Origin of the sequence: Rhodococcus sp. BH4, assembly GCF_002079265.1 — a bacterium.
GTDB lineage: Bacteria > Actinomycetota > Actinomycetes > Mycobacteriales > Mycobacteriaceae > Rhodococcus_F > Rhodococcus_F qingshengii.
Genome location: NZ_CP014941.1, coordinates 4,177,823 through 4,198,086, shown reverse-complemented (window position 1 = coordinate 4,198,086; position 20,264 = coordinate 4,177,823). Strand labels below are relative to the sequence as shown.

The window sequence follows — 20,264 nt, the reverse complement described above, 5'->3', positions numbered from 1 at the left end:
ATCGACGCTAGGCCGATTATCGGCGTGGGTGAAGGGTTGCAACGGAATGCAATGGGGTGGAACCGATCGGTGCTGGTGAGCGTCCAACACTGTGAGCGGGCCGCGAACGAGGGGGAGTGCTGTGGGAGTGAGGGGTGCAGTGGTCCTGGTCGCGACCGCGCTGTTGGTTGGGGGTTGTTCCTTGACGGTTGAGGGGCATGCGGTTCGCCCAGATGGAGCTGACGGACTCTTCGATCCATGTTCGGCGATCCCGGACGAAGTGATCTCAGGTCTCGGCGCAGACGTCGCGAGTGAAGAGACCGGAATCCTCGGCGTCCGTCAGGGGGAATTTGAGATATGCACCTGGATGTCTGATTGGTATCAGCTCGGAGTGTGGTCGACATTCCACACGCTCGACGATGTTCGTCGAAATCCCAACGACACAGATATTCGGGATGCGCCAGCTGTCGGGGCGGGAGCAATAACATTTCGCGAGCGCAGAGATGTGGACGGGAATCTGTGCATGGTCGCGATCCCCGTTCAGCAGGGTGCGATATTCGTTCGGATTGATGCTCTCTTTGGTGAGACTCACAAGGAAGAACTATGCGAATTGGCGACTCGTCAAGCAGTTGTGCTTCGTCCGCACTTACCGAACTGAAACTGGCATTGAATCGACGACCGAGAAGGTTCGATGAGCGACATTAGCGATGTGTTTTCCTTGACGCTGGAATCGCTGCCCGTCTGCATGATGCGTGTGACGTGCTGCGTGCGGAACTGCAAGCGATGATTGTCAAAGCGATCGAGTTGGGGACGATCGACGCCTTCGGCACGCTCGTGTCTGGACAAGCGCTCCAGACCAAATTCGAGCAGAAGGCTGTGGGTGGGCCGGACGCCCTACTCGACGTACTCAAAAGCCACGTCGAAGCTGTCAAGTCGATGCAAGCTCAGTTTCAAGCCTGCATCGACAACGCATTGGAACAGGAGTCGTCGAACGTATCGACTTTGAGGTCGATCGACCAACCGAACTGAGTCAGTGGATGTGTTGCTGCCAATCGGCCGGGACACGACCCTTAGGCCCTGGGGTCGGCTGACCTACGGGATGTGAAGTGGGCGCCGCCAATTCAGGTCCGTCGTACGCCTCGTTGGTTTCGAAGCTCCAGAACCAATCCTCACCGGGTTCGTAGCTCTGCATGAACGGATGCTTTGTCGAGGCCGCATGCTTGCTCGCGTGCTGCGACGGTGACGAGTCGCAACAACCGACGTGCCCGCACTGCGCGCATCGACGCAGGTGCACCCACCAACCGCCGCTCGCATCGCATTCAACGCATCCCGCGCCACTAGGCGGCACGCTCGGATCGATCCCCGCTGGAAGTCCGTCGGTCATGGTCCACCCTCTCGCTGACTGAAGTCGGTCATTTCATCGTGCGCTTTGCCTACCGGCCGTGCAAGGGCGACTAGTCGTCGCGCGTATCCCGCGGTGGGCCCGCGATTGGCAACAAAACTCTGAACCGGGTGTTACCGGGCTCCGACGTGACCCGCAGCTCACCACGATGCTTGCCGACCACAATTCGCCATGAAATATCAAGGCCGAGACCGGTTCCCTCACCGACAGGCTTAGTCGTGAAGAAGGGTTCGAAGATCCTGTCGATGACGTCATCGGGAATCCCGGCGCCGGTGTCGCAGATCTCGATGCACACGCGGTCACCGTCGCGGCTTGTCCGAACGGTGAGTGTTCCCGATCCGTCCATGGCAGACACCGCATTGTCGATGAGGTTGGTCCACACCTGATTGAGTTCGGCGGCGTAGGCGTCGATCGGTGGCAGCGCAAGGTCGTACTCCTTGACGACTTCGATTCCGCTTCCGATCTTTTGCCCCAACATGATCAACGTGCTGTCGAGCAATTCGTGGACATCGATGGTCTGGAAGGGAGCGCGGTCCATCTGAGAATACTGTTTCGCCGCACCGACGAGCGTCGAGATCCTCGTTGTGGAGTCGGCGATCTCGTTCATCAGGAGTTCGGATTCGATGGTGTAATTCAGCCAGCGAATTGCGCCTTCGAGTACGGACTCGTCAACGGCTGCAGCAACGTTCTCGAGCCAAGCGGTGTCGAGTCCAGCCTGCACGAAGGTCGGAGCCAGGTCCCAACCTTCTCGAATCGAATGATCCTCGAACCATTCACCCAACGAATCCTCCCGATCGGAGGCTTCGAGGGGAGTGAGCGTCGGCGCCTTGGCGACAACCTCTGCAACTTCCTCTTGAAGTCGCATGAGAGTGACGAGGGCATCGCGGTCGTAGGTGCCCGATGCAACCATCCCCAGTTTGTGACGCATGCCTGCAACACGCTCGCGCAAAGAGGCTGTCGCTCGAACCGCTGCGGCTGCAGGGTTATTGAGCTCGTGAGTCAACCCGGCCGACAGTGATCCGAGTGCAAGGAGTCGCTCTCGCTGATCGATGATCTGCTGAGTGTTCTTCTTGCCGAAGAAAACACCTTCGAGTAGATGAACCGCCATTGGAAACCACTCGCGCATCGCGTTGCCGAACTTGTCGGCGTCCAGGACGAAAAACGTCGAAGGAGTCGTCACTCGCATCGACCCCGCGTAGACCTGCGGTACACGATCGCCGAGATACGCCGTCCAGCCTCCCGAGTAGACGCCGCGCTGGGTGGTCCTGTTGATCTCGATGTCTTCGCCGCCCGACAGCTTGGACAGCACCACCTCGCCCTCGATGAGGACGTAGAAGCAGGTGGCAGGCTCACCTTCGAGGTAGACCTGACCTCGATCGATCTCGGTGATATGGCCTGCCTGGCAGAGTGATTCGAGCTGATCGTCGGTGAGCTTCTCGAACAGGAACAGGGTGCGAAGCAAGTCTGGGCTGCATTCAGGAATGGACATCGAATCTCCCTATTGTTGAGCGAGATAGCGGTGGACGAACATCACGGCCATCGCGCCCTCTCCGACGGCCGACGCGACGCGCTTGGCCGATTCGGCGTGTACGTCCCCGGCGACAAACACTCCGGGGACACTGGTTTCGAGATGATGTGGTGCGCGGTCGAGCGGCCACCCGTCCGGGGTGACGCCTTCGGACGGAAGGTCCGGGCCGGCAAGAACGAAGCCATTTCCGTCGCGGACCACCACGTCTCCGAGCCAGTCGGTCAGGGGAGCGGCACCGATGAAGATGAACAACCACTGAGCATTGACAGTGTCTTCTTCTCCGGTGGCTCTGTTACGCAGTGTGATTCGTTCGAGGTGATCGTCACCCTCAGCGCCGACTACCTCCGTGCACGTGCGCACGGTGATCTTCGGATTCTTTTCGATCTGCTGAATCAGGTAGTAGGACATCGAGGCTTCGAGCGAGTTGCCGCGAATGAGAATGGTGACGGACCTAGCTCCGCGGGAGAGATAGACCGCAGCTTGCCCTGCCGAATTGGCGCCGCCGACTATGTACACATCCTGCTCGCTGCACCGTGCAGCTTCGGTGACGGCCGATCCGTAGTAAACCCCTCGGCCGGTGTAGGTATCGAGCCCCGGCGCCGACAGTTGGCGATAGGAAACACCGGTCGCCAAGATGACCGAATGGGCGTCGACCGACGAACCGTCGTCGAAACGCACGGTGCGGGCCGAGCCGTTGATTTCCAAACCGGTGACGTCTCGCGCGGTGATGACCTCGGCGCCGAACTTGGTTGCCTGGCGTCTTGCGCGATCGGCCAACTGTGCGCCGGAAACTCCGTCGGGGAAGCCGAGGTAGTTCTCGATTCGTGAACTCTGGCCGGCCTGACCGCCAGTCGCCCGCCGTTCGATGAGAACCGTCCGAAGCCCCTCCGAAGCGCCGTACAGAGCAGCCCCCAGACCCGCAGGGCCGCCGCCGATGACAACGAGATCGTAAAAGTCTTCGGAGAGGGTGGTACTCAACCCGAGTTTGTCGGCGAGTTCGGCGTCAGTGGGCTCGACGAGTACATCCCCATTGGATGCGATGACGACGGGAAGTCGCAGGTCGTCGGTACCGGCAGCGGAGAGCAGCCGTTGTCCTTCGGGTTCGTCCGACATGTACCAGCGATAGGCAAGTTGGTTGCGTGCCAAGAACTCTCGGACGTCGGATGATCGCTCGGACCAACGATGGCCGATCACCTTGGTTTCCTCGGCGGGGTGATGACTCGAACTTGCCCAGGCATCGAGCAGCGCATCGATGACGGGGTACAGCTTCTCTTCCGGCGGATCCCAAGGCTTGAGGAGGTAGTGGTCGAGGTCGACGACGTTGATGGCGTCGATCGCAGCATCGGTGTCGGCGTACGCGGTGAGGAGAACGCGACGAGCTACGGGATACAGGTCCATTGCCTGTTCGAGGAACTCGATTCCACTCAAACCGGGCATGCGGTAATCGGCGACGATCACAGCGACTGCATCGCCGCGAAGTTTCATTTCACGCAAGGTTTCGAGAGCCTGGTCGCCGGACTCCGCACGAATGATTCGGTACTTCTCTCCGTACCGTTTGCGAAGGTCTCGAACGACGGCACGCGAAACACCAGGATCGTCGTCGACGCTGAGGATCGCTGGTTTGGCCGGGGCTTTCGGTGCGCTCACACGGTGCCTTCCCGAAGTCGTAGTCAACCTCTCCAGTATGCGACTGCTGAGCTGAGCGTCAATCGCTGAAGATGCGCTCTGAGTGAACCGGCGAACCTGAACTGGGAATTTCGTGATTGCGGGAACCGATCGAGCCTCCGGTGCATCCAATACAGTGGGTCCACATCAACAGGGGGTGTCATGCGGGGGTCGGTGGGGGTTGGGCGACTGCTCATGGCTGGGGTGTTGGTGTGGGCTGCGGCAGGATGCAGCTCAGTCGTGGAGGGGGCGGCTGAGCCTGCATCCGGCGAAGAGGGTCTGTTCGATCCGTGCAAGGACATTCCGGACTCGGTGTTGGAAGAAGTGGGGCTTGATCCGGCTACCGAGGAAGCTGGTGCGGCGGGCGTGGAGCAGCCAGGATGGAAGATCTGTGGGTGGAGCGGGTCCTGGTATTTCTTGACCGTGTATTCATCGTCGTACACCGTCGACGATGTTCGACGGAATCCTGATTTCCGAGGGTTCGAGGAACTCACTGTCGGTGGGCGGCGTGGTATCGAGTATCAGCGCGTCGACGACGAGGACAACAATGGTTGCTACCTTGCTTTCTCGGTCGAACACGGCTCAATCTGGTTCAACGTAGAACGAAAGCTGTCTGAGGCTCGGCAAGAGTCCAGTTGTGTTGTTGTGCAGCGTCTGTCGGTCAATCTTGAACCGACGCTACCGAAATGAGGTCTCGGTGAGTGGGTCTGATCGAAGCAATGGGTCTGACGACTCGCGACTGGAAGTTGAGCCAGACATCGCACGTGATGTGGTTGCGGCATGCGAAGGGTTTCTTGGCGAACTCGATCAGATGCGCAGAAATCTGTTCGTGATTGCGAATGTTTCTGGAATGGGAACGCTCCAATCTGGAATCAACCTGGCCGAGAAGTTCTCCAAGAAAGCTAAGGATGGTGAAGATTCGTTGGAGAAGTCGTTGACCAGCCACATTCAGGTGGTCACCGAGATGCGGGACTTCTTCCAGCAATGCGTCGACCGCTATGGCGAAGTCGAGGGCTCGAATGCCTCCGCACTGGCAAGCGTCGACACCCCTCGATAGACACAAAAAATCTCGCTGAGCCGATGGCATTCGACTCAGCGAGACTTGGGTAACGACTAGTTGGTGGGCAGGGCCTTCAACGACTTGACGGTGGCGTCGACCGCGCGCGCAGCCTCGGCGCCCTTCTTCACGAAATGCGTGCTGAAGTAGTCGACGTGCTCGGCGTGCTCGTGGAAGTGATGCGGCGTCAAGACCACCGAGAAGACCGGAACGTCGGTGTCGAGCTGCACGCGCATCAGACCGTCGATGACAGCCGTTGCCACGAAGTCATGCCGGTAGATACCGCCGTCGACGACCAGGCCTGCGGCAACGATCGCCTGGTAGCGGCCGGTCTTGGCCAACCGCCGGGCGTGCAGCGGGATCTCGAAAGCTCCCGGTACCTCGAAGAAATCAACCGTGTCCTTGGGGTAGCCGAGCTCGACGATCGCGTCGGTGAATCCGTCGCGTGCACGGTCGACGATGTTGCGATGCCACGTCGCCTGAATGAACGCGATGCGCTGTCCCTGGATCTCACTCATAACCATGAAACTAGCGCACTGGGAAGCATCGACGCGACCACCCGTCCTAGTCCTGCTGACGGGGGAAGGCGGTCGAACGACCCCAGCCGGCGTCATTGGTGAGGTGCTCGAGGAGAGGCTGAATTCGATACGGAAGGGGATTGGTCAGAGCGATGGTCGTGGTCGAATGCGTGACGCCTGGAAGTGACACGATCTGCTCGGCCAACTTCTGCAGGGCCGCGTGCGTCGAGGTGGCGACGCGAACGAGCAAATCCTCGCGACCGGTCGTGGCGTGAATTTCGATCACCTCGGGCAACTCGGTCAGACTCCGAGCGACTGCGCTGATCTTGCCCTGCTCGAGTTCCAGACCGACAAATGCCTGAATCGGGATACCGACCTCGGGGAGATTGAGATTCGGCCGAAACCCGGTGAGAAGTCCGTTGGATTCCATGCGCTTCATTCGCGACTGGACGGTGTTGCGGGCGACGCCCAACGAGTTGGCCAACTCGGCCACACTCATCCTCGAGTCCTTGCTGAGCAGACCGAGCAACTGGACGTCGAGCTTGTCGATGCTGAGCACTTTGTGAACCTCTCCTCAGTGATATGGGTCACTGGATGATCGAATTGACTAGTTCAAGAGATTTGCATTGACCAAATCGTAGCTCAGGCAGAGCATTGGTTCCACGAATTGCTCAGCGGGATTCTCTTTGGGTTATTTGTCCCCAATAGTACCCAACGGCCATTTCGTCCCAATGTTTCGACTGCACCCCGTTTATCCTTCGGAAAGGTCTATCCCACAATGACTCTCACCGCCGAGCCCGTGAACTCTGTTGTTTCCCATGACGACACTGCGGGCGTGTTCGATCGCGCCGACTACCTGCGCGATTACCCCCACGAGCAGGTGAGCTTCTTCCAGGATCCCGCGAGCGGCCTCAAGGCCATCGTCGCCATCCACTCCACGACGCTCGGTCCCGCGCTCGGCGGAACGCGCTTCTACCCGTACTCCGACGAATCCGCCGCAGTCACAGACGTTTTGCGCCTCTCGCGCGGCATGACCTACAAGGCTGCGGTTGCCGGCGTCGACCTCGGCGGCGGCAAGGCTGTCATCATCGGCGACCCCGCAACGGCCAAGACCGACGAATTGCTCGGCGCCTACGCAAAATTCGTCCAGACCCTCGGCGGTCGCTACATCACCGCTGGTGATGTCGGAACCAACTCCAACGATCTCGACATCATCGGTCGTAACACCGACTACGTCGTCGGCCGCAACGCTACGGTCGGCGGTTCCGGCGACAGCGCTCCGATGACGGCCCTCGGCGTATTCCAGTCGATGCGCGCCGCGGCACAGTCGCATTGGGGCACTCCGTCGCTCGCAGGCAAGACTGTTGGTGTCGAGGGCACAGGCAAGGTCGGCTACGAGCTGATCAAGCTTCTCCTCGCAGACGGCGCAACCGTGTTGGCGACTGACGTCAACGCCGGAGCGCTCGATCGCGTCAAGGCGGACTTCCCGCAGGTGAGCATCGTCGACAGCATCATCGACGCTGATCTCGACGTTTACGCACCGTGTGCGATGGGCGCAACACTCACCGACACGACCGCACGCTCGATCAAGGCCGAGGTTGTCTGCGGCGCTGCCAACAACCAGCTCACCGTGCCCGAGGTCGAGAACATCCTCCGCGACCGCGGCATCACCTGGACCCCCGATTACGTCGCCAACGGCGGCGGCCTCATCCAGGTTGCCGGCGAGCTGAAGGGCAACTCGGCCGAAGAGGTCAAGCTCAAGGTCGAGAAGATCTTCGACACGGTCACCGAGATCTTCGCGAAGTCGAAGAACGACGGAATCCTCGCGGGCGAGGCTGCTGACGCGGTCGCCGAGGCTCGGATCGCCGAGGCAGCTCGCGTAGCCAAGGGCTGACATCCCTCTCGCAGTCATGTAGCGCGGCCGGTCCCGACTAGTGTGGACACCAGACGAGCAGATTTTGCAGATCTGGACCACATCAGCCGGTAGACCGGCCGCTATGCGTCGGACGCCGGAAGGGCTTACATGACTGAACAATTCGCAGTGTGGACCGAGAACGACGTCGAGCAATCGGCCCGTTGGGGTTCGACGAGCAACGCCCCGGTGCCCAAGCGCATCGTTGTCGCCGACGACACGATGAAGGCCGACGACGCCTATCGCTTGGCATGCGAAGGCACGGCGTTGTTGTGGCGCGGAGATTTTCAGAACGCTCGCCAACTGTCGAAGGCCGTCGCGTCGCGCATCGACCGCAAGCCGCGCCGAGCGTCCGACGACCCAGCCAAAGCCTTCCATCTCCACCGGCAGACCCAAGGACGCCGCGCGCAGATCCTCGGCATGCTGCTCATTCCCTTGGATGCAGATCTGTCGATTCCACTCCGGCGAGCCCCGGACGCGCAAGTCGCGTTGACCGAAGCTTTCGGGATTACCGGTGAGCCTTCGGTTCGCTCGTTGCGTGACATCCTCGGCGCGATCGGCGCTCACGAGTGGCACCGCAAAGGTGTTTTGATCGAGGCTCTCGACGCACGAGTGCATCCCGCCTTCGGAGTGTTCTCACCCGTCCGCGGGGAGTATGTCGATCTTGTCGCGTCTGCGCCACTGCCGTCGACGGAATCGGCTTTCGACATCGGCACTGGCACCGGCGTTCTTGCTGCCGTCCTGGCGCGGCGTGGAGTTCAGACGGTGACGGCCACCGACCAGGACCCCCGGGCACTGCAATGCGCTCGTAGCAACCTCTCGCGGCTTGGCTACGGCGATCAGGTGAACGTGGTGGAAGCAGACCTCTTTCCCGAAGGCACCGCTCCGTTGGTGGTCTGCAATCCTCCCTGGATTCCGGCCAAGGCCACCTCGCCCATCGAATACGCCGTCTACGACCCCGCTGGAGCGATGCTGAAGGGCTTCCTGACTGGTGTCGCAGCGCATCTGGACGACGGGGGAGAAGCGTGGCTGATCCTCTCGGACATTGCCGAACACCTCGGTCTCCGAACGCGATCCGAACTGCACGATCTGATTGCGGCCGGTGGGCTCACTGTTGTCGATCGCATGGACGTCAAACCGACGCACGCAAAGGTCAGTGACCGAACCGATGCGCTTCACGCTGCCCGGGCACGAGAGACGACCTCGCTCTGGCGGCTTCGCCGTCGCTGAATTCATTCTCAGTCAGCGGTATTTCCTTGCCATGAAATGGTAATGAACGAGTAACAAATCGGGTCTAGCTTTCTTCGCAGTCGCACATCGTCACGCACTCCGGAGGAATCTCGATGGAATACACTCTTGCCCGCAACGCAGCCGAAGACCTGACGAAAGGTCTTGGCCGACGCGGATTCATGAGGGCAGTCGCTGCCCTCGGTGCGGGCGTAGGAGTTGCCGGTGTGGCTTCGGGATGCGCGCACTCGAACGCGTCACCGGCTGGATCGTCCTCCTCTGCACTACCGTTCGCCGATGGCATTCCGATTCTGCAACCGGGCAGCGGAAACGTCAGTGGCGATCACTATCTGAGTTCGGATCCGTCGGACGTCATGTGGGGTTATGTGCCCAACATCCACACCCGCGAGGTGATGCGGATGAAGTCGGGCCAGACCGTCACGATCGACGCCCTCTCGCACGAGGGAATTCTCGAGGATCAAGGGCGCAATCCTCTCGAATACTTCGGTAGCAAAGGCGTTTCCGAGAAGGACGTGCTCGAGGATGCGATTGCCGTTGCGGCCGAATACAACCGAACCGAACGAAACTTCGACAAGGACGGACCGCACGTCGTCACCGGCCCGGTCTTCGTCGAAGGCGCCCAGCCTGGAGACGTACTCAAGATCGAGACTCTCGAAGCCATTCTCCGCGTGCCGTACGGCGTTGTGTCGAGCAGACACGGCAAGGGCGCTCTCGCCGTCACAGCAGACGGAACCGCTCCAGCGGGAATCACTCTGGACGAAGTCATGCCGCCGGTCGCCACAGACGGGCGCGCAACAAAGGACCCGTTGAAGTACGGCGGTGTTTCCACTTTCACGGCGATCGAAGACGGCAAGGGCGTGATGCCTTTCGGACAGTCGAAGGTGCGGTTTCCCCTGCGGCCCTTCATGGGAATGATGGGAGTTGCCTATTCCTCGGATGCCGACCCGACATCCCCGTCGTCGAACTCCATTCCTCCGACGCTGGGCGGCGGAAACATCGACATCAGGCATCTCGGTGTCGGATCAACCTTCTATCTGCCGGTCTTTGCCGAAGGCGCCCTGTTCTACGTCGGTGACCCCCACATGGCGATGGGAGACGGTGAGGCAGCGTTGACCGCGATGGAAGGATCGCTGCGCGGCACGTTCCGACTCAGCGTGTGTAAGAAGGATTCCGGTGACGCTCCATCGGTGGCTTTCGGATACCCGTTCGCTGAGACCGAGGAGGCCTGGATTCCGATCGGCCTGTCCGACCCCAACGGTTCGGTCGATGGGCAGAACAGTGACCTCAACGGCGCCATGCGGCGCGCGGTGGTCAACGCGCTCGACTTCCTCGAGCATGATCGCGGAATGGATCGAGCGACGGCCTACGCCTATCTTTCTGCCGCAGCCGATTTCACGGTCTCGCAGGTAGTCGATCGAACCGTGGGCGTCCACGGGCAGATCGTCAAATCTCACTTCGAATAGCGGGAAAGGCGATCCGTGTTATCAGGACGGATCGTCGAAGAGGCTCTGTTGCAAGGGATCGGCAAACAAGCCCATTTGCTCAGGTTGCGGCTTTGCCGGCGTCTCGGTTCGAGAATTGGGTAGGACCACCAGTCGCAAGGCCCCTCGCAGACGGTCGACCATGAGTTCCCACCCGCCGACCTGATCCTCGTATCCCGCAGCCTCTTCGGCGTCTCCGCGACTGTGGGCGTCCACCGCCTGACTACGCAGCTGAATCTGCCATTCGTTGCTGATGTGGAGGAGCTGAAGAATCAGATCGCGATCACGACCACAGACATCGGCTACCGCGTCGAGATCCTCGGCCACGTCCAGATCGAGGTGCAGCAGGGTCTCGAGTTCGGGAGGCAGGTCCTCGGCCGTCAGATCGGGCTGCAGCGAGGAGGAGTCACCGCTCTTGTTCGCGAAGAAGAGGTCTCCGCCGACGCGTGCGGCGAACTCGTCGTCCACGGTACGCAGGAACGACGTCAGGGCGGCGCACGTATCGGTGAGTTGCTTGGGAACGAATGGCGAACCCGCCACCTCGAGGAACACCGACAGACGGTCGTCGATCAAGACGAACTTGATGCGCGACCACTTGCGGTTGAGATCGGCGATGACCTCGGCTGCACGGGTGCGGTTGCTGATGTCCTGAACGAGTGGGGAGAACAACTGCACGTCCATGGACTCGGAAAGCGGACCGACGAACATGACAGTCGAACCGACACGAATGGGTATGTCGCCGTCGCTGTCTCGCTCGGGAAGAGTGCCGAGCATGGGAAGCAAAGCGAGAGTGACCAACTCCTTGAGGTGGTCGATGTCGTTGGGCATGTAGGCCGCGGTGGGGTCGAGTGTCGGAAGTTCTGTCGACTCGACGACCGACGGATCGAAATCCGGAGTCTGCTCGTTGCCGGTGAGATCGCTGGATAGAAAAGCCGGGTGGTGCACACCGAACACATCACGGAATGCAGCGACAGTCATCGCTGCGAGCTGATCGGCCCAGTTCTGCGCCTTGTCGACGCAGAAGGCGGGGGAGTTGTTCGGATCCTCGAGATTCTCGGAAGGCGGATTCCAGCCGAGTGCGATCAACTTTTGTTCGTCGGCATCTTCGAGTCGATAGCGCGGATGAAGGAAGTCGTTGGAAGGAACCTCGCAGCGGACTGTGTTCTCGTCCCACACGAGGAACTGAACGCATGGCGCTGCGCCGTCAGCTGGATCGAAGTCGCCGGTGGACGATTCCACGGCAAGAACGTCGCCGTCGACCATGATGGAAATGTGATCGCCGAGGCGACGTTGAAATTCTGCCCACGCCCGGTCGACACTGACATCGAGATCGAAGCCCATTGCGCTCATCAGCCACCTCCTTCCGCAAAAGCTCAGACCTATACGGTATCGCGAGGCTCCGACAATGCTGCTGTCCTTTTCCGGTCGACCGGATTGCAGCGGACCACGAACCGTGACGACGAGGAAGGTAGTTGCAGGTAGATCGGTTATTCGAGAGCGGCGACTGAAGTGTGCCTGTAACCGCCGTCACGCCAGGCGGTGTGCGGGCGAAAGAGCGAGGGTTATCCGGCGAGAACGGGCGAGACCTCGACGACGGGCGGCGTGGACCCGGTCGTGACAACGGGGGTGGTGCTGGTCTTGGTGGTTGCGGCCGTCGCGGTCGGTGACGAGGTCGCGGTAGCCGACGCAGTTGTCGTGGATGAGACGGGTGTTGTCGTACTGGTGGCCGTCGTAGTCGAGGTGGCGGAGCTCGTGCTTGTCGCGGTCACCACAAGCGGCTGATTACGAGGAGCAGTCGTCTCGTCGGCGATTCGCCAGGTCGGCGTCGGCGGGATGACAACCGTGGGGACTGCAACCGAGCTGTAGAACGCGGCCGGTTCGATCCCGGCGACGGACTCCACGGAAACCGACGAGACCAGAGTGGGAGGCTTCACCACAGGGCCGCCGGCACCGAATGCGCCGGCTGCTCCGCCGAAAACGAGGCCTGATGTCAGAGAAAGAGCGGCCACTGCGACAGCGCCGATCATGACTGTTCTGTCTTTCATGCACACCTGTCCTTCGGGAGCAGTACGGAAGTACTGTAGGCGAAAAGATGCCGCAATGGAGTATCAGGGTCTGCTGGGCGGGACGCGAATCTGTGTGGCGTAGAACACAAAAGGCCCTGGGTGCCGACGCGGACGTCGGCACCCAGGGCCAGGTCAAGCAGTGAATCAGGCGGGGATCGTCAGTACCTGACCGGCGTTGATGAGATCCGGGTTCGGGATGCCGTTTGCATCCGCGATGCGCTGGTACTGGTTGCCGTCACCGTAGAAACGCTCTGCGATCGCCCACAGGGTGTCGCCGCTTTCGACGGTGTAGCTCTGCGCTGCCGGAGCGGCGGGGGCAGGCTCGGGCTCGGGTGCCGGAGCGGGCTCCGGGGCAGCCTCGGCGGCCGGCGCTGCGATTGCAGTGTCCGAAGACCACAGAGCATTTCCGCCGACGGACAGAACGACGTTGCGATCGTCCTGAACCGAGAGGGAGGCACCGTCGTTGCCTGCGGTCTGCGATGCCCACACGGCGTCGGAGTCCTTGTAGATGACGAAGTTTCCGTCAGCCTGCACCTCGGCGCGGTTGGCGCCGGATCCGTTGGTGCCTGCGGCCCAAACAGCCTGTCCGCCCTCGGACAGAACCAGGTTGCCGTCGTCCTGCAAGGTGAGGGTGTATGCGCCGTTGTCGGACTTGAGTTCCTGGCCGACTCCGAGGCTCTGACCTGACTGCAGTGTGCTCACGCTGTCCCTTTCCAAATCTGTTGCGATGGCTGTGCCTCCACGATTCCGCTTTACCGTCCAGTTACCTTCTGGCCGTTGGTCTCGTAGGCGACCGAGTGTACGTTACCGAAGAGTGCAGAGAATTGTGCAGCGTTGACGGATTGCGTGTCGAGCGTTCGGATCTTGCTGATATTAAGGCGTTTTGGGCGAAAGCGCCGCGACATCCTACGCGAAGTTGCACCGTTGCGATGCACTTTCTCTTGAACGGCAGGTGAAATCGGCGCGCTCTCAGCGCATTGTCAGTAACCGCTAGGGGTGTAGCGACTTGCGCGTCTCGTCGTGGAGAACGGCAAGCAGTTCACGCTCGACGTCGGCGAACTCGGGCGAGGTGATCATGTCCAGTTCGCGTGGCCTCGGCAAGGGAACGTCGACGACGCACCTGACCGTTGCCGGCCTCGCCGACAGAACGACCACGCGATCGGACAGATAGATCGCTTCACGAATATCGTGGGTGATCATCAGCACGGTCCACCGGTACTGCTGCCACACGTCTTGCAGCCAGGCCTGCATCTCGGTGCGGGTCAACGAGTCCAGTGCGCCGAACGGCTCGTCGAGCAGCAGGACAGGTTTGCCCTGAACAACGGTGCGCAGCATCGCCGCTCGCTGGCGCATGCCGCCGGACAGCTGTGACGGCCGGGCGTCCTCGAATCCGGACAGTCCGAACGCCGGGTACAACTCGCGAGCGCGCTCGCGTGCTTCCTTCTTGCCGACTCCCTGCACTTCCAAACCGAGGGCCGTGTTGTCCAGTACCGAGCGCCAAGGGAACAGAAGATCCTTCTGCGGCATGTACGCGGTGTGCACCTCGGCGGCTGCTTCGGATTCCGTTGCGCGCGTGCCCACACGGACCGAACCCGCGGTCGGGGATTCGAGCCCGGCCAGGACGTTGAAGATCGTGCTCTTGCCGCAGCCGCTCGGCCCGATCACCGACACGAATTCGCCCGCGTCGGCGCCAAAGGACACCGAATCGAGCACGAGACGCGATTCTCCGGCCGTGTCGAACCTCTTGGTCAGGTCCTGGATTTCGACCATTGCATCCTCGACCATCGGGTCAGTCATGTCCGCGACCTTTCGTTCATCGCCCATGGTGCAACGATGCGCTCGATGGCGAACGTCAGCAAGTACAGCGTGACACTGATCAACGCGGTCACCAGTACGGCCGCCAACACCAGGTCGGTGCGGAAGGAGTTCTTCTGGGTGCTCATGTAGATACCCAAACCGGAAGTAGCGCCGACGTATTCGGAGAACACCGCACCCACGACCGCATACGTGATGCCGATGCGCAGGGCAGTGAAGAATCGCGGAATTGCCGAAGGAAGGCGAACGTATCGGAACTCCTGCCAGCGAGTGCTGCCCATGCTGCGCAGGAGAGCGCCCGCTTCCCGATCGGCCGCGGCAAATCCCTCGATGAGTCCGATGGTCATGGGGAAGAACGTCGCAAGGGCGATCACCAACACCTTCGGCAACAGCCCGAAGCCGAACCAGATGATCATCAGCGGCGCGATGGCGATGATCGGCAGCGTCTGCGAGACGACAAAAAGTGGTACCAGCGCGCGTGACAACCACGGCGAAAAGTCCACGACCACAGCAAGAATCCAGGCCAACACCAATGAAACAGTGAAGCCGACCAACGTGACCTGCAATGTCGACCAGGCGTGGCCGGAGATGATCTCGCGGTTGTCCCACCCCTGGGACAGAACGCGCCCCGGAGACGGAAGTACTTGCGGCCGAATCCCACTGATCTCGACGTAGATCTGCCACGCCGCCACGAGGAGCACCACCACGGCGAGCGCGGGAAGCGCCCGCCGCATGGTCGAGACCAACCGTCCGCTCACGTCAGGACGCGTCGAGATACTCATTGGTGAAGTACTCCGACCAGTCCGGCTTCTGGGTCAACGGCTTCCCGTCGGGTCCGGCGAGCAATCCGTTCTCGAAGAGGAATCCCGAGTAGCCCGACCAGGTTTCGAGATTCTGGGCGCCCACGACGCCGTTGGCGTCTTTCATGTAGTCGGCGGCGAGCATCCGCTGACTCTCACGCACGAGGTCTTCGTCGGTGAATGCTCCGGGGTTCGCGTCGATGAGATCCTGCGCGGCCTGGTCCGGGTTGTCGGCAGCAGTCTGATATCCGCGCTGAACGGCTTTGACGAACTTGCGTGCCTCGTCGGGATGGTCCTTCAACCACTGCTGGTTGCCGTTGATCACGATCGAATATGCATCGGGGAAGCCGTAATCGGTGTACTGGAAGTACCGCATCGGAGTTCCGTTTCGCTCCGCTTCGAGGCCTTCCCAAGCAAAGTAGGAGACGGTGAAGTCTGCCTGGCCCGAGTACACGGCTTCGTACGCGGACGTTCCGAGCGTGACCGTCGTGAAGTTCCCGGTCCCGCCGTCGTTGCGGATGATCTGCTGCAGCGTTTCGACTTCGCCGGGATCGCCGAACCCGGCGTACGTCTTCCCGTCGAGATCACGTGGGCGCGTGATGTCCGCACGATCCGCCTTCACGCCGATGCCGGTGGCGCGGTGCTGAAGTGGCGCGATGACGGATGTCGTGGCGGCGCCGGCTGCACGGGCGAACGTGGCCTGACTCTGTGTGCTGATGCCGAACTCGGCATTGCCGGCATCGACCAGGGTGTCGGGCGAGGTGTTGTTGTACGGCAGGATCGAGACGTCCAGGCCGGCGTCCTCGAAGTAGCCCTCTTGGAGTGCTACGTACAAACCGGTGTGGTTCGTGTTCGGTGTCCAGTCGAGTGCGAACCGAATGGTCCCGTCGGAAGAGCCGGTGTCAGAGGCGCATCCGGTCAGAACTGTGAACGCGGCTGCGATCGCGGCAGACGTGGCAAGCGTGCGGCGCAGCGCCGCAAACGACATCACGACGCCGGCCAAGGCTGCTGGTGGAGTGCGGAATCCCAGAACATCAGCTCATAGCGGCTGGCGATGCGGAATGCTTCACTCATCGCCTCACGCTCTGTCTCGGTGGCAGCTTCGGCCGCAGCATCGACCAGTACGCGGGCCTGCGCCACCGACTCGTGGAATTCGGGTGCGTCGTAGGTCGTGACCCACTGTGCGTACGGATGCGACGGATCGGCGTCGAGTACCTCGCGCGCTGAAGCGGCAAGATCGCGGCCCACCTCGGCGTAGATCCAGAAGCAGGGGAGTACTGCCGCTGCGGAGACCGGGTAAGGCGCAGTTGCTGCAGTCGCCGTCAGATACGAGACGTATCCCAGGCAGGCCTGCGAATGCTCGAGCCTTCCCGATCCCGCTGGAAGAATTCCACCGGTGAGAAGTCCGTCGTGAAGCGCAGATTCCACTGTCGCTGCCGTGGACGCGGAATTCGACCAGAAGCCCGCGGACTGCGGATCCGGGGCATGGGCCGCGACCAGGGACAACGCTTTCGAATACCCCTCGAGATAAAGCTTGTCCTGCTCGATGTACGTGCGGAACGCGTCGAGAGGCAATGTTCCGTCGCCTAGGCGGCGGAGGAACTCCAGTGAGTCGATCGACTCGCGGAGGGCCTTCGTCTCGGCCCAGAGTCGATCTGTGAACCGATCCGTCGACGGCGCTGTGGCCACCGAGTTTTCGGCAGAATTGTATGCAGGCTGCGTAGTAGCCATGACATCCCTTCGTCAGCATTACCTGATCAGGTTCCCGGGTGTGTTCTCAGCCCCGCCCATGCGGAGCACCCCGTGTCAGAACTAGGCGACCTTAACACCGAGGGGTTGCGTACTCGGCGCACACCCGTCCGAGATTGGTAGGTTTGGTCTTGATTGCCACACGCGCGGGTCGGGAGGGGATTCAGACATGGAGACCGACGTTCGACCAAATCTCGGCGAGGACGGAACTCTGGTGATCCGGGCGCGCGGCGGAGAAGCCCGCGGGTATCCGGATGGCGGTGTATTCGCGTGGAAGGGCATGCCCTACGCAGGGGCGCCGGTGGGTGAGCGGAGGTTCCGAGCGCCGCAACCCGCACAGCCGTGGGACGGGGTGCGCGACTGTCGTGAGTTCGGGCCGATAGCGCCGCAAGGCCAGAGTCCGGCGGTTCCGATCGATCGGGCCTTCAAAATCGACGAGGACTGCCTGTCGATCAACGTCTGGGCCCCGCGACCCGACGGCACGCCGCGACCGGTGATGGTGTGGATTCACGGCGGCGCCTACTGCCTCGGGTCCGCCGCCCAAACGATCTACGACGGCCGTCATCTGGCTGAAACCGGTGACGTCGTTCTCGTCTCCTTCAACTATCGCGTCGGCGCACTCGGATTCCTGGACCTGTCTGCATTCTCCACCGCGGATACTGTTTTCGAATCGAACTGTGGTCTGCGAGACCAGATTGCGGCACTCGAATGGGTTCGAGACAACATCGACGCCTTCGGTGGTGACCCGAGTGCGGTGACCGTGTTCGGTGAGTCCTCCGGCGCAGGATCCATCACGACGCTCATGACCTGTCCGAGCGCCGAAGGTCTGTTCCATCGTGCGATTGCCCAGAGTCCGCCCGCGACCTCCGTCTACGGGGCCGAGCGCGCCAAGACCGTGGCGGAGCGGTTTCTCGAACTGCTCTCGATCGACCCCGAAGACGCAGGCGATCTGCTGACCACGGATCTGGAACTGCTCGTCAAGGCAAGCGATGATTTGGTCAACGAAATTCCGACCCGGATTCCGGGAACTTTGGCGATGGCACCCGTTGTCGATCGCGATCTGGTGCCGCACTACCCGGTTGCGGCTTTCCAGAAGGGTTACGCGCACCGAATCCCACTGATCATCGGTTCCAACAAGGACGAGGCGTCGATCTTCAAGTTCATGAAGTCTCCGTTGATGCCGGTGAGTGCGCAGTCCGTCGAGGCAATGCTCCAATTACTGGCCGACGATCACCCCGACATCTCCGCGACCAAACTTGCCGAGATCATGTCGGCTTACCCTGACCATGCGAAACCGAGTGGCGCGCTGGCACTGTCACGGGACGCTGCGTTTCGCATGCCGACCCTCTGGATCGCCGACGCGCACTGCAGGCATTCCCCTACATGGGTCTACCGCTTCGATCACGCGACGCCGATGCTCAAGGCGGCGCGGATCGGCGCGGGCCACGCGACCGAATTACCTTATGTATTCGGCAATTTCGGAACCCTGAACGTCGACCCCACGTTCTGGCTCGGCGGTCGGAAGGCCGCGATGGAGGTGGCCGGCCGTATCCAACGGCGATGGTTGGCCTTCGCCAGGCATGCCGTGCCGGCGGCCCTCGACGGCTCGAAGCACTGGGCGCCGTACGAGGAAGAGAAGCGGTCGACGCTGTTGATCGACTCCGCCGACACCCTCGTCAGCGACCCCGATCACGGATTGCGCGTCGCCTGGGGCAACGACGTGATGGGGTTCAACTGACGTCGGTCGAGTGCCGCGGACGATCCAGTTCGCGAAGCACCGGCAGAGAGGCACAGACTGCGGCGATCAGGATGATCGGAATCGACAGGGCCACAAAGGTCGACGCGATTCCGAGTTGATCGAGCAGCGGGCCGACCGCGAGGTAGCCGAGTGGGCCTGCGGCGTAGGCCGTCGACGTCATGACACCGACGACGCGTCCACGCATGTGCTCCGGGCTGTGCGTCTGCATGGCGTAGTTGGCGATCGGGCCGACTGGTCCGTAGACGAGGCCCTGCAGTCCGGCAAGTACGAGGATCACCCACAGTGGAGGTAGGAGCGCCATGGCCAGCATCGCTATGCCGAGAACGGCGACGGCAAAAATCATGATCAGCCGCCGGGACATGATCGGCGCCAGTGGGGCGTAGGCGAGAGAGCCGATGATGCCGCCGATCGCCAAGGCCATCAACACCGATCCGAGTTGGGCCGGTTGATCCAACTCTGTGAAGTACACCGGGAACACGACACTCTCCACAGGCATGTAGAGCGCGACGACTGCCATGTCGATCAGCGCCAGGGTGCGCAGCAGTTTGTTGTTCCAGACGAACCGAAGACCGTCGAGTGTGCCGTGCCAGATCGATTTCGGACGGTGTTCGTGTTCGGGCACTCCGGCGCCGGGAAGCCGGATGAAGGCGACCACGACTATCGAGAACACAAAACCTGCCGCCGTGACCCAGAGCGTGTTCACCGCTCCGATCGTTGCGATGAGGACACCGCCGATGCCAGGGCCGATCAGATACGCGACGTTGAAGTTGGCCTCGTACACACTGTTGGTTCGATCGAGCTTCCACTTGGCGGTCCGAGTCGCTGCAGGCAGCATGGACTCCCTCGCCGCCATTCCGGCGGGGTCGAACACGGCGCCGAGTGCGGCCAACGCCGCGATCACCGGGATCGTCAAGCCCGCGGTGGCCGCGATGATCGGAATCGCTGCAACGGACATCGCGGAGAGAGCGTCGGAAATCATCGACGTTCGACGGCGTCCGAACTTGTCGACGAATGTCCCCGAGAACAGGCTCGACACGAGTAGCGGAATGGCTGCTGCGCCGGCAACTATCGCCGCGTCGGTAGCCTTACCGGTTCGTTCGAGAACCAGCCAGGGGAGCACGACGATGGCGATACCGTTGCCGATCGCCGAGAACAGCGTCGCGAGATTGACCAGTACGAGAGGGAGATAGCTGGGGATAACTACGTCCGTGGACGCAGGTGGACGCCGATCTGCTGAGGCGACCACGTTCTTTCCTTCCCCGAGATGGTGCCGCCCAGGATTTCG

Annotated in this window: 21 protein-coding genes and 1 riboswitch; of the genes, 8 read left to right on the top strand and 13 right to left on the bottom strand. The window is 61.5% G+C overall.

Going from position 1 to position 20,264, the window contains the following annotated elements:
* The first annotated feature begins 91 nt into the window (after positions 1-91).
* Together A0W34_RS33830 and A0W34_RS19295 are read left to right on the top strand one after the other, a co-directional pair.
* Positions 92-637, top strand: coding sequence for a DUF3558 domain-containing protein (locus tag A0W34_RS33830; RefSeq protein WP_081558109.1), 546 nt, complete (start codon positions 92-94; stop codon positions 635-637).
* A gap of 125 nt (positions 638-762) precedes the next feature.
* Complete coding sequence (locus A0W34_RS19295) at positions 763-1,008, top strand: hypothetical protein (protein WP_232329883.1); 246 nt, start codon at positions 763-765, stop codon at positions 1,006-1,008.
* A 1-nt stretch (position 1,009) separates the two neighbouring features.
* Here the strand turns inward: A0W34_RS19295 and A0W34_RS19290 are convergent, their stop codons facing one another.
* The 3 genes from A0W34_RS19290 to A0W34_RS19280 form a co-directional block, all read right to left on the bottom strand.
* The gene (locus tag A0W34_RS19290; RefSeq protein ID WP_019749256.1) at positions 1,010-1,363 is read right to left on the bottom strand and encodes a UBP-type zinc finger domain-containing protein; all 354 of its coding nucleotides are present in this window, start codon (positions 1,361-1,363) and stop codon (positions 1,010-1,012) included.
* A 70-nt stretch (positions 1,364-1,433) separates the two neighbouring features.
* Complete coding sequence (locus A0W34_RS19285; protein ID WP_003941311.1) at positions 1,434-2,870, bottom strand: ATP-binding protein; 1,437 nt, start codon at positions 2,868-2,870, stop codon at positions 1,434-1,436.
* 9 nt (positions 2,871-2,879) lie between these two features.
* Positions 2,880-4,556: an FAD-dependent oxidoreductase gene (locus A0W34_RS19280; protein WP_047270241.1), complete on the bottom strand. Its 1,677-nt coding sequence runs from the start codon at positions 4,554-4,556 to the stop codon at positions 2,880-2,882.
* A gap of 180 nt (positions 4,557-4,736) precedes the next feature.
* Between A0W34_RS19280 and A0W34_RS19275 the strand changes: the two genes are divergently transcribed.
* Together A0W34_RS19275 and A0W34_RS19270 are read left to right on the top strand one after the other, a co-directional pair.
* Entirely contained in the window at positions 4,737-5,264 is a 528-nt protein-coding gene (locus tag A0W34_RS19275; RefSeq protein ID WP_232329882.1) for a DUF3558 domain-containing protein, read from the top strand.
* Positions 5,265-5,424: 160 nt separating this feature from the next.
* Positions 5,425-5,631, top strand: coding sequence for a hypothetical protein (locus A0W34_RS19270; protein WP_232329881.1), 207 nt, complete (start codon positions 5,425-5,427; stop codon positions 5,629-5,631).
* 56 nt (positions 5,632-5,687) lie between these two features.
* On the opposite strand, the gene A0W34_RS19265 is transcribed toward A0W34_RS19270, so the two are convergent.
* Both A0W34_RS19265 and A0W34_RS19260 read right to left on the bottom strand, forming a co-directional pair.
* Positions 5,688-6,149, bottom strand: a complete 462-nt coding sequence (locus A0W34_RS19265) for a 6,7-dimethyl-8-ribityllumazine synthase (RefSeq protein WP_007726074.1) — start codon at positions 6,147-6,149, stop codon at positions 5,688-5,690.
* A 46-nt stretch (positions 6,150-6,195) separates the two neighbouring features.
* Positions 6,196-6,708, bottom strand: coding sequence for an Lrp/AsnC family transcriptional regulator (locus A0W34_RS19260; RefSeq protein ID WP_003941343.1), 513 nt, complete (start codon positions 6,706-6,708; stop codon positions 6,196-6,198).
* A 219-nt stretch (positions 6,709-6,927) separates the two neighbouring features.
* On the opposite strand from A0W34_RS19260, the gene A0W34_RS19255 reads away from it, so the two are divergent.
* The 3 genes from A0W34_RS19255 (at position 6,928) to A0W34_RS19245 (ending at position 10,772) form a co-directional block, all read left to right on the top strand.
* Entirely contained in the window at positions 6,928-8,043 is a 1,116-nt protein-coding gene (locus A0W34_RS19255) for a Glu/Leu/Phe/Val family dehydrogenase (RefSeq protein WP_081558106.1), read from the top strand.
* 129 nt (positions 8,044-8,172) lie between these two features.
* Positions 8,173-9,291 carry a methyltransferase gene (locus A0W34_RS19250; RefSeq protein WP_081558105.1) on the top strand — a complete coding sequence of 373 codons (1,119 nt, stop codon included), beginning with the start codon at positions 8,173-8,175 and terminating at the stop codon, positions 9,289-9,291.
* Positions 9,292-9,404: 113 nt separating this feature from the next.
* Positions 9,405-10,772 (top strand): acetamidase/formamidase family protein, encoded by a 1,368-nt coding sequence (locus tag A0W34_RS19245; RefSeq protein ID WP_081558104.1) that lies wholly within the window; start codon positions 9,405-9,407, stop codon positions 10,770-10,772.
* A gap of 21 nt (positions 10,773-10,793) precedes the next feature.
* On the opposite strand, the gene A0W34_RS19240 is transcribed toward A0W34_RS19245, so the two are convergent.
* From A0W34_RS19240 to A0W34_RS19210, 7 genes are all read right to left on the bottom strand, one after another.
* Positions 10,794-12,140 (bottom strand): T3SS (YopN, CesT) and YbjN peptide-binding chaperone 1, encoded by a 1,347-nt coding sequence (locus tag A0W34_RS19240; protein WP_003941353.1) that lies wholly within the window; start codon positions 12,138-12,140, stop codon positions 10,794-10,796.
* Between the two features lie 212 nt (positions 12,141-12,352).
* A complete protein-coding gene (locus A0W34_RS19235; protein ID WP_081558103.1) occupies positions 12,353-12,835 on the bottom strand; it encodes a hypothetical protein in 483 nt (160 codons plus the stop codon).
* Between the two features lie 165 nt (positions 12,836-13,000).
* The gene (locus A0W34_RS19230; protein ID WP_030536825.1) at positions 13,001-13,558 is read right to left on the bottom strand and encodes a LysM peptidoglycan-binding domain-containing protein; all 558 of its coding nucleotides are present in this window, start codon (positions 13,556-13,558) and stop codon (positions 13,001-13,003) included.
* Between the two features lie 288 nt (positions 13,559-13,846).
* Positions 13,847-14,641, bottom strand: a complete 795-nt coding sequence (locus A0W34_RS19225) for an ABC transporter ATP-binding protein (protein WP_081558834.1) — start codon at positions 14,639-14,641, stop codon at positions 13,847-13,849.
* Positions 14,642-14,649: 8 nt separating this feature from the next.
* Complete coding sequence (locus tag A0W34_RS19220; RefSeq protein ID WP_003941393.1) at positions 14,650-15,453, bottom strand: ABC transporter permease; 804 nt, start codon at positions 15,451-15,453, stop codon at positions 14,650-14,652.
* Positions 15,431-16,459, bottom strand: a complete 1,029-nt coding sequence (locus A0W34_RS19215; RefSeq protein ID WP_030536827.1) for an ABC transporter substrate-binding protein — start codon at positions 16,457-16,459, stop codon at positions 15,431-15,433. Before A0W34_RS19215 ends, A0W34_RS19220 begins: the two co-directional genes overlap by 23 nt.
* Positions 16,459-17,202, bottom strand: a complete 744-nt coding sequence (locus A0W34_RS19210; RefSeq protein ID WP_007726090.1) for a TenA family protein — start codon at positions 17,200-17,202, stop codon at positions 16,459-16,461. Before A0W34_RS19210 ends, A0W34_RS19215 begins: the two co-directional genes overlap by 1 nt.
* Positions 17,190-17,285: riboswitch (TPP riboswitch) on the bottom strand. (Overlaps the previous gene by 13 nt.)
* Before the next feature lie 104 nt (positions 17,286-17,389).
* Here A0W34_RS19210 and A0W34_RS19205 point away from each other — a divergent pair.
* Complete coding sequence (locus tag A0W34_RS19205; RefSeq protein WP_081558102.1) at positions 17,390-18,958, top strand: carboxylesterase/lipase family protein; 1,569 nt, start codon at positions 17,390-17,392, stop codon at positions 18,956-18,958.
* Here the strand turns inward: A0W34_RS19205 and A0W34_RS19200 are convergent.
* Positions 18,951-20,177, bottom strand: a complete 1,227-nt coding sequence (locus A0W34_RS19200; protein ID WP_039972654.1) for an MFS transporter — start codon at positions 20,175-20,177, stop codon at positions 18,951-18,953. The two genes, A0W34_RS19205 and A0W34_RS19200, sit on opposite strands and share 8 nt — an antisense overlap.
* Between the last annotated feature and the right edge of the window lie 87 nt (positions 20,178-20,264).